The following is a 16,150-nucleotide window of genomic DNA, read 5'->3' on the forward strand; positions in this document are numbered from 1 at the left end:
GGGCAGTGTAGCCTAGTTTCGTTCGCGCACTAGATACTTTGCCAGGATTGCCAATGTTGGCAGAGTCACAAGTTTTGCTAAAGTGTGAAGAGGTTTAGTCTTGTTGCGCCGGCCTTGGCCGGCGTTGAACATTGAGGAAAGGAAAACACGTGGCATCTGAAAACAACAAGGTTGTACTGCAGTACCCCGGTGGCGAGTACGAGATGGACATTAAGCAGTCCACGGAGGGTGACTCCGGCTTCGATATCGGCAAGCTCCGTAACGAGACCGGCCTCGTCACCTTCGACCCGGGTTATGCGGCTACTGGTTCCACCGAGTCCAAGATCACCTTTATTAACGGTGAGGAAGGCATCCTCCGTCACCGTGGCTACGACATCGCGGATCTCGCTGAGAACGCCACCTTTAACGAGGTGTCCTACCTGTTGATTAAGGGACACCTGCCGACCGAGGACGAGCTGTCGAAGTTCAACACTGATATCCGTCACCACACCCTGCTGGATGAGGATTTTAAGGCCGCCTTCAATATCTTCCCGCGCGACGCGCACCCGATGGCCGTTCTTGCCTCTTCCGTTAACATTCTCTCCGCTTACTACCAGGATCAGCTTAACCCGCTGGATGAGGAGCAGCTGGATAAGGCAACCGTCCGCCTGCTGGCCAAGGTGCCGATGCTGGCCGCTTACGCTTACCGTGCATCCCAGGGCAAGCCCTACATGTACCCGGATAACAAGCTGAACGCTCGCGAGAACTTCCTGCGCATGATGTTCGGTTACCCGACTGAGGAGTATGAGGTCGACCCGATCGTGGCCAAGGCTCTGGATAAGCTCCTTATCCTGCACGCTGACCACGAGCAGAACTGCTCCACCTCCACCGTTCGCATGATTGGCTCCGCGCAGGCCAACCTGTTCGTCGCCATCGCCGGTGGTATCAACGCCCTGTCCGGCCCGCTGCACGGCGGCGCGAACCAGGCCGTTCTGGAGATGCTTGAGGATATCCAGAACAACCACGACGGCGACGCCACCGACTTCATGAACCGCGTGAAGAACAAGGAAAAGGGCGTTCGCCTCATGGGCTTCGGCCACCGCGTGTACAAGAACTACGACCCGCGCGCGGCAATCGTCAAGGACACCGCTCACGAGATCATCGATCACCTGGGTGGGGACCCGATGCTGGACCTGGCTATGAAGCTCGAGGAGATTGCGCTGAACGACGACTACTTCGTCTCCCGCAAGCTCTACCCGAACGTCGACTTCTACACCGGCCTGATCTACCGCGCCATGGGCTTCCCGACGGACTTCTTCACCGTCCTCTTCGCCATCGGCCGTCTGCCGGGCTGGATTGCTCAGTACCGTGAGCAGCTTGAGCTCAACACCAAGATCAACCGCCCGCGCCAGATCTACACCGGCGAGACCCTGCGCAAGGTCACCCCGCGCAGCGAGCGCTAAACAATAGCCCATACGCTGCATTTCTAGGGCCGAGCCCCACATCTCCCCTTATACTGGGGAGTGTTGTGGCTCGGCCCACGTGTATGCGGCCAGCAAAGAAGAAAACAGTCCAAGGAGGATAATCCCCAATGGAAAAGCCCGTAATTGAGCCGGCAACGGAGCCTGCTCCCCAGGACCTTGTCATCGAAGACATCGTGGTGGGTGACGGCGCCGAAGCCCAGCCGGGCGGCTTCGTTGAGGTCCACTACGTAGGTGTCGACTATGAGACGAACCAGGAGTTCGACTCTTCGTGGGGTCGTGGTCAGTCGATCGAGTTCCCGCTGACCGGCCTCATCGCCGGCTGGCAAGAGGGCATCCCAGGTATGAAGGTGGGCGGCCGCCGCAAGCTGGTTATCCCGCCGGAGAAGGCCTATGGCCCCGCCGGTGGTGCACACCCGCTGTCCGGCCGCACGCTGACCTTCGTTATCGACCTCATTCGTGCCTAAATCCAAAGCCTAAAGGAATGGAGGGTAGTGCCTCTTTCCTTTGGGCTGTCGACGCTCTGAACGCCCTGACCGGCCGCGCCTTCTGCGCGGCCGGTCAGGGCGGTTCGCGCGTTAAGGGCTGCCGTGCGGTCGGTGATACCAGAATCTTCCCCCACAGCGCGCGGGAGTGCGGCACAATGGAAGCCATGAGTGTCCCACAAACCACGTTCAATGATGACCGCGAGATGCCCCTGCTGGGGCTTGGAACCTATAAGCTGCGCGGGGAGGATCTCGTCCGCGCCGTGCGTGAAGCAATCGAGCTGGGCTACCGCCACTTCGACACCGCCACCCTCTACGAGAATGAAGAAGAGCTGGGCCAGGCGTTGCATGACGCCATGAAGGCCGGCGACGTCACCCGCGATGAGCTCTTTATTACCAGCAAGGTCTGGCATGATCACCACGGTAAAGACAAGGTAGGCCAGGCCTTCCGTACGTCCCTGGATAAGCTGCAGCTGGATTACCTCGACCTCTACCTCATCCACTGGCCTTGGCCGCAGGGCGGGCTGTACGTGGAAACCTTCGAGGAGATTGCCCGCATGCAGGGCATGGGGCAGATCGCGTCGATTGGCGTGGCTAACTTCTACGAGGAGACCCTGCAGACTCTAATCGATGAGACGGGTATCGTTCCGGTCCTCAACCAGGTGGAGTTGCACCCGGGCTTCACGCAGCCGGAGCTGCGTCAGTTCCACGACAACCACGGAATCGTGACGGAGGCGTGGTCCCCGCTGGCGCGCGGTGTGATCCTCAATAACCCAGAGGTCATCGCCGTCGCTGAGAAGCACGACATCACCCCGGGCCAGGCCGTGCTGGCGTACCTGTTGAGCAAGGGCATTTCCGTTATTCCGAAGTCCAGCCGCCGAGAGCGCCTAGCGGAGAACTTCGCGGCCGCGGAGGTGGAGCTTGCACCAGAGGATGTTGCCGCACTCGATGCGCTCGACGGTCAGGAAGGTTTTGGCCGCATGTTTAAGGATCCGCGTGAGTTCCCTGGCGCTTAAATAGCCGGGCACAGTCCCAGTGCGAGCGATAGAGCCCGCCTTCCACGCTTTGTTTCTCCTTCACTATATTTTTCTTATTCCTTATAAATAGGGATAAATAGGGGAGGGGCGGAGCGGGGAAGGCGGGTTTTGTTGTGCTTTCTGGCAGTGGGCGTGCAAGGGGGGTGAGGGTGCTCTGAGGGATGCCGCAAAAGCGCGAAGCTCTCCACAATGGCTGCGAAGTTTCGCTTTGCTAAATTAGATTCACTGTTTGGAGTTTCCTGTGGGGGTGTTGGCAACGCGATAGAAATCCCATGTCATCGCGGGGGTAGGGGGTAATAAAAGTGTGCGTTATTAACTTTTCTTGGCAGGATTTACAACCTTGCAAGAGAGGTTAGGTAACTTACTGGGCAAGGCAAAACGTGACTGAAGACACTGTAGTTAGTCTCTCACCGCGGTTTGTGGAGAAAAGATTCCCTTGTAAGGAGAGCGACATGACTGACGCACCTGCTTCGATTGACTCGCGCCGCGAACCGACGCCGCAAGAGTTCGTCGAGATGCGCGATAGCTCGCAGTTTGCGAAGCTGCGCGGCACATACCGCAAGTTCACCTTCCCCATGACAGTGGCGTTCTTTCTGTGGTACGTCCTCTACGTGCTGGCCGCAGTTTTTGCGCCCGACTTCATGGCCATCGAGCTTGGCGGCGGTTGGAACGTCGGCCTTATCTTCGGCTTGGCTCAGTTCCTGACCACCTTCATCATTACGTACATCTACGTCAATTACGCCAACAAGAACATCGAGCCGCAGGCGGCGGCTATTCGCCAGGAACTGGAGGGCTAAACCATGCAGACCATTACCTTGGCCCAAGCGGAATCCTCCGCTGGCAATCCGATTTTGAATATTGCGGTCTTCGCCGCCTTCCTTGTCGTCACCATGTACGTGGTGCTGCGTGCAGGTAAGTCCACCAAGGAAGCCTCTGACTTCTACACCGGTGGTGGTAGCTTCTCCGGCCGCCAGAATGGCCTAGCTATTTCCGGTGACTACCTCTCCGCCGCGTCCTTCTTGGGCATCGTCGGTGCTGTCGCCCTCAACGGCTACGATGGCTTCCTTTACTCGGTCGGCTTCTTCGTTGCCTGGCTCGTCGCCCTGATGCTCGTCGCGGAGCCGATGCGTAACGTCGGCCGCTTCACCATGGCCGACGTGCTGTCCTTCCGCCTCAAGCAGCGCCCGGTGCGCGTGGCGGCCGCGATTTCGACCCTGTTCGTGTCGCTGTTCTACCTCATTGCCCAGATGGCAGGCGCCGGCTCCCTGGTTGCCGTGCTGTTGGACATTCACGAGTTCAAGTGGCAGGCCGTTGTTGTCGGCATCGTGGGCATCCTCATGATTGTCTACGTCCTCGTTGGTGGCATGAAGGGTACGACCTACGTGCAGATGATCAAGGCCGTGCTCCTGGTCACCGGCGTGGTCATCATGTGCATCCTGACCTTCGTCATGCTGAAGGGTGGCTTCAGCACGCTCTTCACCCAGGCCATTGATATGCACGCCAACTCCGCTGCTATCCAGGAGAAGGGTTACGAGGCCTCCCAGATCATGGAGCCGGGCCTGAAGTACGGCAAGAACCTCACCACCAAGCTTGACTTCATCTCCCTGGGTATCGCCCTCGTGCTGGGTGTTGGTGGCCTGCCGCACGTGCTCATGCGCTTCTACACGGTGCCGACCGCGACCGAGGCTCGACGTTCCGTTACCTGGGCCATCGTCATCATCGGTGCCTTCTACCTCATGACCCTGGTGCTGGGCTACGGCGCTGCCGCCCTCGTTGGTCCGGACCGCATCCTCGCCGCACCGGGCGGTGCGAACTCCGCGGCCCCGCTGCTGGCGCTGGAGATCGGTGGCTCCATCTTCATGGCGGTCATCTCCGCGGTGGCCTTCGCTACCGTTCTGGCTGTTGTTGCTGGCCTGGCCATCACTGCGTCGGCCTCCATCGCGCACGATATCTACCACTCCGTCATCCGCAACGGTGAATCCACTGAGGCTGAGCAGGTCCGCGTCTCCCAGATCACCGTGGTCGTCCTGGGCATTGTCTCCATCATCCTGGGCATTCTGGCCATGACCCAGAACGTTGCCTTCCTGGTGTCCCTGGCCTTTGCCGTGGCTGCTTCCGCCAACCTGCCGACCATCCTGTACTCCCTGTACTGGCGTCGATTCAACACCGCAGGTGCCGTGGCGTCGATGTACACCGGTGTTATCTCCTGCCTGGTGCTCATCTTCCTGTCTCCGGCGGTCTCCGGTACCCCGACCTCGATGTTTCCGAACGCCGACTGGTCCATCTTCCCGCTGTCCTCTCCGGGCCTCGTGACCATCCCGCTGGCCTTCTTCGCCGGTTGGATCGTGTCCATCATGACCCCGCCGGACAACCTGGAAGAGCTGTCCGCCGAGATGGAGGTTCGCTCCCTGACCGGTGTGGGCGTGGAGGCTCCGGTGGACCACTAAGCGCCACCTCAAGCACTACATTCCAAACGGTAGCGGGTAGACTCTAACCTCGTGTTTTACCCGCAGCCTCGTTATAGGGCGGTACCAGCGCGTGCTGGTGCCGCCCTTCTGGCGTGCGTGCTCGGTGCCACGGCCCTTGTCGCGTGCTCGCCTGCGAATGAAGAAGACTCCACGGTGGGGCGCCCAACGCACACCAGCACGGCTACTCCCGGCCCCATCGCGCATAAGAAGGGCGATCCACAGCTCGCGGCGGTAGAGGACACCGTGGGGCAATTCCTCAAGGGCGATGACGAGAAGTCAATCACGTACTACCGCATTGAGACAGGCATGCATATGGGCTCGCCCACCGAGCACCAGCCGCGCTATGCGCTAAGCCTGATCAAGCTCTACATCGCTGCCTACGTGTTGGAGCACGGTTCCTTCGAGGACAAGTATCTAGCGCTGGACATGATTGCTGATTCTTCGGATGAGAGCGCCGGGAAGCTCTTTGAGAAGTACCCGCGGTCCATCGATGCAATCGCCAAGGACTATGGACTGGACTCTACGTCAGCGGGGGAGGATTGGGGTCACTCGATGACCTCAACCTATGACGTGGTGCGCTTCATCGTCCAGCTTTTGGAAGATGATCCGACGCACCCAGTTTTGGTGGCGATGTCCCACGCCGATGCCGTCTCAGCCGATGGCTACCAGCAAAACTATGGCACCGCGAAGCTCAGTGACGTCGTGGGCTCCAAGTGGGGTTGGTCCGACAGTAAGGACCGCCATTCCTCGGTGTCGTTTGGAGAGAATTTTGTTGTGGCTGCCTCCATCGAGGGCTCAGCCGAGGAGCTCACGTCCTACGTGCGCAAGGAAATCACGGGTAAGAACCTCGTGAAGGGAAACAACTTGAACAAAGAGGCGCTGGCCCATCCCGGCGCTAGCACCACGCGCTTGACGACGTCTACCGCTGCCCCCTCCAGCATCTCAAAGCCAGCGGCGTCCACAGAGTCGCCGGAACCGGCGTCATCGACCACGTCGTCGTCCTCCACGCCGTCTTCTTCGGCGGCGAAGACAACGGCGGCGCGGTAGAGACCAGCGCCGCCGCGTGTTGATTAGCTCATGGATTTGCGCACGGTGTTGAGGATATCCACCGCGCCGCGCACCTGGTCATTGCTAATGGAGGAGCCGGCGATGGTGATGCCATCGCCGCTGACGCTGGAGCCGCGCCCGGTGGGATCCGGCAGGGAAACATTGGGCAACGGGATGTCGTCAGGCACTGCCGGGATGTCCTTGACCTTTGGCGGCTCCACAGCACCATCGCCCGGGGTCCACTGGCCCCAGTCGTTGGCATATACGGTGTTGATATCGCACGTAATGCCGTCGATAGTGGCTTGATTCTTGGCCTTCTGGTGGATGGTGGTGCGCGGGTGGAGCTTTCCGCCAGAGCCCCAGTCGTGCATCCAGTAGAACTGGCCGATGCGGTCGGCAACACACCAGTCGATGACGTTGTAGTTGCCATACACGCCAGTCTGGTAGCCCGCGGCGCTCAGCGCTGCGGAGAAGGCCTTGAGGTAGGGGCGGATCTGGTTCTCGTACTGGGCGCGGGTGGGATTGTCATCGATGGCAATGTAGATGGGGCGCCCGGTCGGCCCGCCCGCAGCCTTGTGGATGGCGATGGCCTGCGGCGCATGGACTGCGGCGCCCGCAGCGCCGTTGAGCCAGTCCGCAGTTTCCGCGCGGCCAAACTGGTAGATGGAAGCGGTCTTGAGGCCTGCCGCTGCGTTGGCCTTGGTCTCCGCCAGGGTGACAGGCTTGCCCTTCATCCATTCGGCGCCGGGGCGGCGTTGGGATACGTAGCGGATGGCGCCGAGGTGGCCGGCTGCCTTGATGGCGCGGGCGGAAGGAACACCGGCAGAGAAGTCGATGATGGTGCCTAAAGCTGGGCCCACGGCGAGAGCGGCGGGCGCCTGGCTACCGATGGCACCGGCGGCCAGCGTGAGAGCACCGGCCTTGAACAGGGAACGACGGGACAAGGACATGGTGTGAATTCTCCTTGGGAGGCGGTGAAGAAGAAAGTTTCCGCAATCACTTTAGTCACAATGGTTAAAAATTGCACCAGGGGTAGCATTTGCTGGGCGCGACGGCAATCCCTTTGTTTAAAGGTGCTTAAGGCTTTGTCGTGCGGAACGTGACGTTAGTGGGATTTTCCACCGTGCGGGAGACGGTGCAGTCCTTTTCTTGGGAGATGCGCACGAGGCGCTCCACCATGGACTGGGCCTGGCGTCCGGCGTCGGTAGCGGGAAAGCGGAGGGAGAATTCCACGTCGACGTCGCTCAGTCGCGAGGCCCCGTCTTCGTCGACGCGGGTGCCTTCAACGTGGACGTCGAAAATCTCCGGCTCTGTGCGGCGCGAGGTGACCACGTCGATGTCCACGGCCGAGCAGCCCGCCACGGCGGCGAGCAGCAACTCAACTGGGCTGAGTAGTCCCTCAGCGCGGCCGAACTCGAGGCTGATTCCTTCGGCATTCGTGGCGCGGTAGTGGCCTGTATCGATGCGGGTGACGTCGACGGAGTATTTCTTGGTGATGTTGCTCATAGCGTCATCCTAGTGATGGTGGGGGAGCCGGGTAGCGGGGGAGGGAGCCGAGATTTGCAAGCCTTAACCGCGTCGTGGTGAGCGGCGGAAAGGTCAGGTAGGTCAATTTGCAAAGTTATCTGATGGGGGCGGGGCTGTGACTCACGTCTCTTTAGATCGGTAATAGTGGTGCAAACAATTTTTCGACCCAAAGGAGTAGTGGCTATGGAAACCGTGGATGCTCGTGACTGGCTAGACAAGCTCGTCGCCCTCACGCACCAAGAGAAGCCTGGCGTGGAAGACGTGGAGAAGGTTTTCGAGCCCGGGGGCTTCTGGCGGGATCTTGCCGCGGTGACGTGGAACCTGCACACCGCCGAAGGTTCGGAAGCCATCGCCGCGATGATCGCTGGCACTGACGCTGCGCTCGACAACCCGGAGATAACAGAGGTGGAGGACGAAGGCAATGGCGTAACGCGGGTCCACTTCACGTGTGAGTCTGCGAACTTCTATGTCACCGCCGTCGCGCGCCTGCGCGACGCTAAGGCCTGGACCTTCCTCACCTCCGCGCGCGAGCTCAAGGATTTCCCGGAGCCTAAGGGGCGCCGCCGCCCGCTGGGCACGGAGCACAAGGTGGTCAAGGGCGCTAAGAACTGGGCGGACCTGCGGGAGGAGCGCCGTGCGGCACTGGGGCATACGGAACAGCCCTACGTCCTCATTATCGGTGGTGGCCAGGGCGGTATCGCGCTCGGGGCGCGCCTGAAGCGCCAAGGTGTTCCCACGCTTATCGTCGATAAGGCGGGCCGCCCCGGCGACCAGTGGCGCGGCCGCTACCACTCGCTGTGCCTGCACGATCCCGTGTGGTACGACCACCTGCCGTACCTCCCCTTCCCAGATGACTGGCCGGTGTTCACCCCGAAAGACAAGATGGGGGACTGGCTGGAGCACTACGTGGGCATCATGGACTTGGATTACTGGACCAATAGCGAGTGCATGAAGGCCTCCTTCGATGAGTCCAGCGGCACGTGGAAGGTCACCGTTCGCAAGGACGGGGAAGAGATTCTTCTGGAACCCACACAGCTGGTTCTGGCCACGGGCATGTCCGGTGTGCCGAATCGTCCCCACCTGGAGGGGCAGGAGAACTTCGCCGGGGAAATCCGGCACTCCTCGGAACACCCGGGTGGCGCAGGCGATGAGGGCAAGGACGTCATTGTGCTGGGCGCGAACAACTCCGCCCACGACATCGCCGCGGACCTCTACGCGCATGGTGCGCGGCCGGTCATGATTCAGCGTTCCTCCACGCACATCGTGCAATCGGACACCCTCATGAAGGATGTCTTTGGCCCGCTCTACTCGGAAGAAGCCGTGGAGGCCGGTGTGGATACGGACAAGGCGGACCTCCTCTTTGCTTCCTGGCCCTACGCTGTGCTTCCCGACGTCCACCGTGAAGTCTTCGATGGCATCCGTGAGGCCGATAAAGACTTTTATGACGGTTTGGAGAAGGCCGGCTTCCAGAACGACTTTGGCGATGACGGCTCGGGTCTTTATCTGAAATACCTGCGCCGTGGTTCGGGCTACTACATCAACGTCGGTGCCAGCGAGCTGGTCATCGACGGCTCGATCCCGGTGAAGTCTGGCGTGTCCATCGCGGAGGTGAAGGAAAAGTCCGTGGTGCTCACCGACGGTACCGAATTGCCCGCCGATGTCATCGTGCTGGCCACCGGTTACGGCTCTATGAATGGCTGGGCCGAGCAGTTGATTTCTAAGGAAGTTGCTGACACCGTGGGCAAGTGCTGGGGCTTGGGCTCGGATACCACCAAGGATCCCGGCCCGTGGGAGGGCGAGCTGCGCAACATGTGGAAGCCCACTCAGGTGCCGCAGCTGTGGTTCCACGGCGGCAACCTGCACCAATCGCGCCACTATTCGCGCTACCTAGCGCTTCAGCTCAAGGCGCGCTATGAGGGGATGGATACTCCGGTCTATGAACTGGCGCCGGTGTACCACACCTCTTAAGGCAGAAGAGCGCAGGCAGGAGCCTGCGGAAGTAGACGGCATTCTCATGAGGGGGCTAAAAGGCGGGTAGTCATTTAAAAGGAAATTCACATTGTGGTCACGCGGTCGCAAACTCCGGGCCATAATCTTTCCTTGTCTCTGTCGGTTGCTCCATGGCTTAAACCATGAAGCAACCTCACTACTTCGTTTTGATAGGAAGATCTATGACTGCTCGCCGCCTGCTCGGCACCGTGGTCACCGCCTCGGTGGCCGGTACGTTCCTCGTCGTCCCTGCCTCTGCTGCCGAACCTGCAGAAGGCCTGGGCTCGCGATTTAGCATCGGCGTGCTGCCGGATACCCAGTTCTATTCCCGTTACTCCACTCCGGAAACGGGCAACCTGGCCCAGGCGCGCTACGGCAGCGAGCCTTTTAAGGCGCAGGTCGAGTGGCTGGTGAAGAACCAGGAAGCGCTCAACATGGACTTCGCTACGCACCTTGGTGACGTGGTGGACCAAGCGGATGTGGAAGGGGAGTGGAAGGTCGCCAATGAGGCCATGAAGGTCCTCGATGATTCCAAGCTGAACTACTCCATCCTGCCGGGCAACCACGACATGATTGAGGACAAGTCGGCGCACCCGTACAACGAATACTTCAGCGCTGAGCGCGCCAAGGACGCTAACCCGGATACCTTCCAGGAGCGCCACACCGCGGTCAACAATGACTCCGAGTACCACATTTTTGAGGCCGAGGGGCAGAAGTACCTGGTCCTGGCGCTGGGCTGGCGCGCTGACGATGCGGCGCTAGAGTGGGCGCAGGGCGTTCTCGATGCCCACCCGGACCTGCCAGTCATCCTCACCAGCCACGAGGTTCTCAACATCGATGGCGCCGGCGAAGTCTTCTACTCCGAGGACTACGGCAAGGGCCTGTGGGACAAGTTCATCAAGAAGAACGACCAGATTTTCCTCACCATGGGCGGCCACCACCACGGCGCGGGCTACCGCGTGGATAAGAACGATGCAGGCCACGACGTCATCGGTATCCTGCAGGACTACCAGATGGCCTACCAAGGCGGTAACGGCCTGCTCGGCGTGCTTGAGTTCGATCTCTCCGGCAACGAACTGGAGATGACCGCCCTGTCTCCGTGGGTGGCGCAGAAGCCGGCGAAGGAGCTCACGCAGTTCGACAAGCTCATCCTCGACGGCAAGGGCGATAGCTACCACGTGCCGCTCAACTTCAAGGAGCGCTTCGCTGACTTCGCCCCGGAGTGGACCATCGGCGATGAGAATGACCCAGACCTTGGCCAGAAGGCCCGCGACATCGCGGAGGAAGGATACACCCCGTACACCATCCCGAAGGATCAGCTTCCGGAGGGCCCGAACGACTTCGTGAAGTCCGACAAGACCGTCTTCCACTGGCGCCCAGGTCAGACCAAGAACAAGGAAGGCAAGCAGCTTGCCGACGGCGACGTGGCCACCGAGGGCGCTGTCATTCCGGATGCCTTTGGTGCTGATGGCGCTGGCGACCTCGTTCGCGAAGGCGGTCCTTCCAACACGGGTGAGCGCATCACTTACACCAAGGATCACCACCCGCTGTCCTCTGATTCTGGATCCCTCTACTGGTCCGACCCGGCTGGTCAGGCCGCAATGGCGGAGTTCCGTTCCAAGGAAGGCGCTGAGATCAACAAGGTCGATACTTCCGCGGGCTACACCTTCGAGTCCTTTGTGAAGATTCCGAAGGATTTCAACGGCTCTGAGCACGGCTGGGGCAGTGCGCTCTCCCGCGACTCCAGCATTGCTGAGCTTGTCGACGGCTCCGAGGACACCGACCCCACCGTCATGTTCGGCATCTCCAACCTGCGTGAGCTGCGCTGGTGGGCGGAGCCCAAGGAAGGCGAAGGCTCGACCGTGTGGTCCCACGAGGTGCCCACCGATGAGTGGATGCACATCGCTGTGGTGAACAAGCCGGATTCCGACACCGTTGAGATGTTCATCAACGGCGCACCGATCCTGCGCAACGCCAAGGGCGCTGAAGGTCTCCTCCCGCGCGACCTGCAGTGGGTCATGGGCGCTGGCTTTGATAACCGCAAGCCGCAGGACCCGTGGTACGGCTGGATTGGTGAGACCCGCCTGACCCAGGGCGTTCTGGACTCCGATGAGTGGCTCACCGCCCGCCCTGCCGCAAAGGAGGAAGGGCCGACCACCTCCACCACGACGCCTAGCGAGCCAACCAAGCCCACTGAACCGACTCACACCAACGAACCTTCCGCCGACGACATGGCTGCGGCCTTCTTCGCCGGCTCGAGCCGCGGCGCGAAGATTATTGCTCCAATCCTGGCAGTCATCGCAGTCCTTGGCGGTGCTGCCTACGGCCTCATTCCCACCATCAACCGCATCTTCGGTCTGAACATCCCACAGCCACAGCTGCCGAAGATTCCGGGCCTGAACTAGAGAGCTCAGCCCACTAACCTCCATCCCCCGTCTCACAGTGAGACGGGGGATTTTCTGTTGTGTTGCTACATTTCGCGGCGGTCACTATTTGTTAGAAACGTTGCTTCGATGAAGCGGCTTCGCTGCGTGGCCAACGGCAATCTAGTTATGGACAAACCATTCTGGAATGAGTAGTGTGAAACTTATGGGACGGCCTCGTAAATTCAATGAAAAAGAAGTTCTTGCCGGCGCGATCGCGTTATTTGGCACGAACGGATTCACTGCAGTCTCAGTGGATGATGTGGTGAATCAACTGGGACTTAACCGGTCCAGCTTCTACAACCTTTATGGCTCGAAGCATGGACTGTTTCGTGCAGCAGCTGAAACGGTGTGCGCTGAAGCTGAAGGCGGCCGAGTATCGGATGCGACAAAGGACTTCGTGGTGGTGGCACTGGTTGAGGTGGCGCCAGTCAGTAAGGATTTACGCGAGCTTATCCAGCGGGCTTATGAACTGTGCTTCACGGGCCCGGAATCGTTAGGGCAGCATGCGCTCGCCCGTGCACAAGGACGCAAACACTAAGGGGAGGCATCATGAACAACAAACTCACTCTGACAGAAACAGAACTCATCGTCGAACCACTCGGGCTAGATAAGCTCTGGTCGTTGACCGGCAGTATCAAGGTTCCGTGGGAGCATGTGCGAGGCGCTACCCATGACCCTGGCATGAAGCATGAGCCAAAAGGTTTTCGTGCGCCGGTGTCAGATGCGGGTTTTGGTACCGGTGTTCCGGAGACCCGGTACTGCCGGGTTCCGGGTAGTTGGTACCGGGGCCGGGCCGACGGAGTCGGCCCGGCTGTTTGCTTTATTCGTCCAGTTCTATTGGGGCGGTGGCCTTGCGCATGTCGAAGTCTCCGATGCGGATTCGGTGGCCGTTGTTGAGGCGGCTTACGAGTGAATCGGCTCCGACTCTGTCTGGCAGTGTTTCAACCCAGTAGGCGGCGGCTGATTGGGAGGAGATCAGTGTTGGGAGCCTTCCGTCGCGGTCGAATATGATCTTGGTTAGGTCTTCTTGCCCGCGCTGGTTGATGCTGATGGTCATAAAGTCGTCGATGATAAGGACATCGACGTTGATCAGTTTCCGCATCTTGACGAGGTAGTTTTGGTCAGTCGGTGAGAAGACCGCCAGCATGTCTACAAGTTGATCCAGCCGGTAGTACGCCACGGAATATCCGGCCTTGCACGCGGCGATGCCGATGGCGCAGGCAATGTAGGTCTTGCCTGTTCCCGTCGGTGCGAGGATGTGAATGTTGGTCGGGTTTTCCCGCCAGTTAGTTGCTGCGATTCGTTTCAGCTGACGCATGTTGATACCGCGTTGTTCTGCCCGGGTAATTTCAGCCAGGCTTGCATCCGGGTATCGGAATTTAGCCTGGGTTATAGCCTTGGCAATGTTGCGTTGTTGTCGTTGTGTGTAGGCTTCTTCGACTGCGGCGAGGAAGATGTCTTCTGGTAGCGCATCCGCATAGGCCTCGTCGTTGACAACCTCGTAGAAGATGTCAGCGAAGGTTGATACGCGAAGCTTGCGCATTTTCGCCCGCACAATCTCGTCGTCGATACTGCTCATGGTTTCACACTCCTTATTCCTTCTAGTTTTCGTAGTGATCAGCAGGCCGGATAAAGACGGCATCGGCCACCTCACCGGTAAGCGGGGTACTTGGGCGTGGGTGGTGTTTGGCCACAGGCTGTGTTTTTAGCCCTGGTGGCCCGGGATGTTGTTGGGCGTGGGCAATGTCAGTCTGGATGCGTTTGATCACTGCCATCGTTGGGGCCAGCTTCTTGTCTAAGACCTGCTGGCAGGCAGGTTCCAGGGTGGCTTTGTTGTGCTTTTTGCCCAGGTTGGCCAGCACGTTGCGTGCTTGGATGAGTCCGCGGGGTACGGCGGCACTATTGCGGTCGAGGATCATCGCTATGACTGCGTGCGTTGCTGCCCCAAACGACGAAGCCCAGGCCAAAAGCTCATCACGGGTAAGCGCCTTGTGGCCTTCATCATCGCCACGCGGTGCATGCTGAGGGTTGGTGGAATACCGGTATTTGAATCCGTGAAGGCGCGTGTGTTCAGCAACAAGCTGCTCCCCGCTGAAGATGCTTACTAGTTGCGGGGTGAGCCTGACTGTTACCGATTCTCCTACCAGCTGAAATGGCACAGAGTAGTACTGGTAGTCACAGGTGATGTGCCAATTGCGGTCGACTTTAAGCCGCTTGTATGACACTTCCGTAAACGGCGTCGGCGGCAGATCGCGCATCACTGGTGCTTCTTCTTGCTCAAAGCGCATGCGCCGTGTTGTGCCATCAGGCCGCGTCATTGCGCTGTTGATATCGGCAAGACGGCAAGCGATCGCCTCATTGAGTTCATCGAGGTTGTAGAAGACCTCGTTGCTGAAGTAACCCAGGATTTTGGTGTAGGCGATTTTCACGGCACGCTCTACCGCTGCCTTGTCGCGAGGCCTGCCGGGCCTGGTCGGCACGATCGTGATCCCGTAATAGTCTGCAAACGCTGCGTAGCGATCAGTGACCATCCGGTATGTAGAGTTCTTCTTCGGCCGATAAGTCGCCGTAGAAGCATTATCGGGCACGATAACTGCTGGTACTTTGCCAAGATAGTTCAACGCTTTGACGTGGCACTCGATCCACGACGGCATCTTCTCGTTCGCAGCGGCCGTGACATACATCAGCCCTGAGTATGGGCTGACCGCGACGAACAATGACGCCTTGAACGCGGTATCACCACTGGCCTGATCTACTACAGGCACTTTGTCACCGGCCCAGTCAACGTAAAGCTCTTGGCCTGGCTCATGGGTGATAACTTCGACGAGATCATTGGCACGCAGAAATTCACTGAGCCCACTGCAGAACTGGGAGTACTGGTACTTTGTCTTGTCCGTCGGACACGGCTGCGACAAGTAGTCCATCCACAGCTTGTGCCTGGTCACATGCTTTGTACTTCTCAGCTTGCGTGCAAGAGCCTGAAAATCAGGCTGGTCATAGGACAACGACCGCTTACTCCGGCCGTCGCTGAATCGATCATCGAACCATTCCGGTGGGAGTTGACGGAACTGTTCTGGAGTTAGTGCCTCATCGTTGATGACTTTCTTTGCTCGGGATACTTCCCGTCGTGAACATCCCAATGCGTGAGTGATCTGCGCGTAGCTAGCACCATCAAGACACATCGCGATGATCTGCTTGAAGTTGGCCACAAGGACCGGCTCCTTCCAAGTAGAAGTTGACGCAACACCAGCGGATTGTGGTGTCGCCAACATCAACTATGAAAGAAAACCCCTTGCAGTACCGGATACACGGAACACCGGTACCAACTACGCGGACTCGCGGTACCAACTACCCCAAATCGACACGCCGGGGCTGCGCAGTGGACAGAAGCTAGCGGGCACCTTCCACGCGGATGGCGGCCGACATTTCTGGAACATTAGCGGCTATGAGAATGCCGTTGTCATCGAGCTTAAAGACGAGCATTTCGATCGGTTCATCGTTTCCTTGGAGAACCCGACTGAATGTGTAGCGCGCATCAACGAAAAGGCTCAGGCCGTCTGAGCCTGACGTGTCCCAGCGTCAGTGCTTGATGTCATTCACGGTAAATGGCAGGCGAAAACTGTGAATTCTCGTCCACTATTCACGGAGAATGACACGTTTAGGCTGAACGGCTCTCGGTTCTGGTGTTGCGACCGGCTATTTGGTAGCAGT

Annotated in this window: 14 protein-coding genes; 10 read left to right on the top strand and 4 right to left on the bottom strand. The window is 59.3% G+C overall.

Annotated features, from left to right (window positions below; all coding sequences use genetic code 11):
* Positions 1 to 149: 149 nt before the first annotated feature.
* From HMPREF2565_RS01685 to HMPREF2565_RS01710, 6 genes are all read left to right on the top strand, one after another.
* Positions 150 to 1,442 (top strand): citrate synthase, encoded by a 1,293-nt coding sequence (locus HMPREF2565_RS01685; protein WP_083295485.1) that lies wholly within the window; start codon positions 150 to 152, stop codon positions 1,440 to 1,442.
* A gap of 128 nt (positions 1,443 to 1,570) precedes the next feature.
* Complete coding sequence (locus HMPREF2565_RS01690) at positions 1,571 to 1,927, top strand: FKBP-type peptidyl-prolyl cis-trans isomerase (protein ID WP_010187736.1); 357 nt, start codon at positions 1,571 to 1,573, stop codon at positions 1,925 to 1,927.
* Between the two features lie 176 nt (positions 1,928 to 2,103).
* Positions 2,104 to 2,961 (top strand): aldo/keto reductase, encoded by an 858-nt coding sequence (locus HMPREF2565_RS01695; protein WP_070517051.1) that lies wholly within the window; start codon positions 2,104 to 2,106, stop codon positions 2,959 to 2,961.
* Between the two features lie 473 nt (positions 2,962 to 3,434).
* Entirely contained in the window at positions 3,435 to 3,779 is a 345-nt protein-coding gene (locus HMPREF2565_RS01700) for a DUF485 domain-containing protein (RefSeq protein ID WP_046647301.1), read from the top strand.
* A gap of 3 nt (positions 3,780 to 3,782) precedes the next feature.
* The gene (locus HMPREF2565_RS01705) at positions 3,783 to 5,429 is read left to right on the top strand and encodes a solute symporter family protein (RefSeq protein ID WP_071406787.1); all 1,647 of its coding nucleotides are present in this window, start codon (positions 3,783 to 3,785) and stop codon (positions 5,427 to 5,429) included.
* Between the two features lie 51 nt (positions 5,430 to 5,480).
* The gene (locus HMPREF2565_RS01710) at positions 5,481 to 6,497 is read left to right on the top strand and encodes a hypothetical protein (RefSeq protein WP_071406788.1); all 1,017 of its coding nucleotides are present in this window, start codon (positions 5,481 to 5,483) and stop codon (positions 6,495 to 6,497) included.
* A 23-nt stretch (positions 6,498 to 6,520) separates the two neighbouring features.
* On the opposite strand, the gene HMPREF2565_RS01715 is transcribed toward HMPREF2565_RS01710, so the two are convergent.
* Both HMPREF2565_RS01715 and HMPREF2565_RS01720 read right to left on the bottom strand, forming a co-directional pair.
* Positions 6,521 to 7,447 carry a DUF1906 domain-containing protein gene (locus HMPREF2565_RS01715; protein ID WP_070510474.1) on the bottom strand — a complete coding sequence of 309 codons (927 nt, stop codon included), beginning with the start codon at positions 7,445 to 7,447 and terminating at the stop codon, positions 6,521 to 6,523.
* 127 nt (positions 7,448 to 7,574) lie between these two features.
* Positions 7,575 to 8,003, bottom strand: coding sequence for an OsmC family protein (locus HMPREF2565_RS01720; protein ID WP_046647305.1), 429 nt, complete (start codon positions 8,001 to 8,003; stop codon positions 7,575 to 7,577).
* A gap of 204 nt (positions 8,004 to 8,207) precedes the next feature.
* Between HMPREF2565_RS01720 and HMPREF2565_RS01725 the strand changes: the two genes are divergently transcribed.
* The 3 genes from HMPREF2565_RS01725 to HMPREF2565_RS01735 all read left to right on the top strand — a co-directional run bounded on the left by HMPREF2565_RS01725 (position 8,208) and on the right by HMPREF2565_RS01735 (position 12,977).
* On the top strand, positions 8,208 to 9,992 hold the full coding sequence (locus HMPREF2565_RS01725; RefSeq protein ID WP_070718667.1) for a flavin-containing monooxygenase: 1,785 nt from the start codon (positions 8,208 to 8,210) through the stop codon (positions 9,990 to 9,992).
* A gap of 203 nt (positions 9,993 to 10,195) precedes the next feature.
* Entirely contained in the window at positions 10,196 to 12,418 is a 2,223-nt protein-coding gene (locus tag HMPREF2565_RS01730) for a LamG-like jellyroll fold domain-containing protein (protein ID WP_071406789.1), read from the top strand.
* Between the two features lie 184 nt (positions 12,419 to 12,602).
* A complete protein-coding gene (locus HMPREF2565_RS01735) occupies positions 12,603 to 12,977 on the top strand; it encodes a TetR/AcrR family transcriptional regulator (RefSeq protein WP_230308896.1) in 375 nt (124 codons plus the stop codon).
* 282 nt (positions 12,978 to 13,259) lie between these two features.
* On the opposite strand, the gene HMPREF2565_RS01740 is transcribed toward HMPREF2565_RS01735, so the two are convergent.
* Together HMPREF2565_RS01740 and istA are read right to left on the bottom strand one after the other, a co-directional pair.
* The gene (locus HMPREF2565_RS01740; RefSeq protein ID WP_071406790.1) at positions 13,260 to 14,018 is read right to left on the bottom strand and encodes an ATP-binding protein; all 759 of its coding nucleotides are present in this window, start codon (positions 14,016 to 14,018) and stop codon (positions 13,260 to 13,262) included.
* A gap of 22 nt (positions 14,019 to 14,040) precedes the next feature.
* Positions 14,041 to 15,648, bottom strand: coding sequence for an IS21 family transposase (istA, locus tag HMPREF2565_RS01745; RefSeq protein WP_071406791.1), 1,608 nt, complete (start codon positions 15,646 to 15,648; stop codon positions 14,041 to 14,043).
* Between istA and HMPREF2565_RS14125 the strand changes: the two genes are divergently transcribed.
* On the top strand, positions 15,626 to 16,000 hold the full coding sequence (locus HMPREF2565_RS14125) for a hypothetical protein (RefSeq protein WP_084738703.1): 375 nt from the start codon (positions 15,626 to 15,628) through the stop codon (positions 15,998 to 16,000). The genes istA and HMPREF2565_RS14125 overlap by 23 nt on opposite strands.
* The last annotated feature ends 150 nt before the right edge of the window (positions 16,001 to 16,150 follow it).

This window comes from Corynebacterium sp. HMSC072A04, from assembly GCF_001809235.1.
In the GTDB taxonomy this organism is placed as follows: domain Bacteria; phylum Actinomycetota; class Actinomycetes; order Mycobacteriales; family Mycobacteriaceae; genus Corynebacterium; species Corynebacterium hiratae.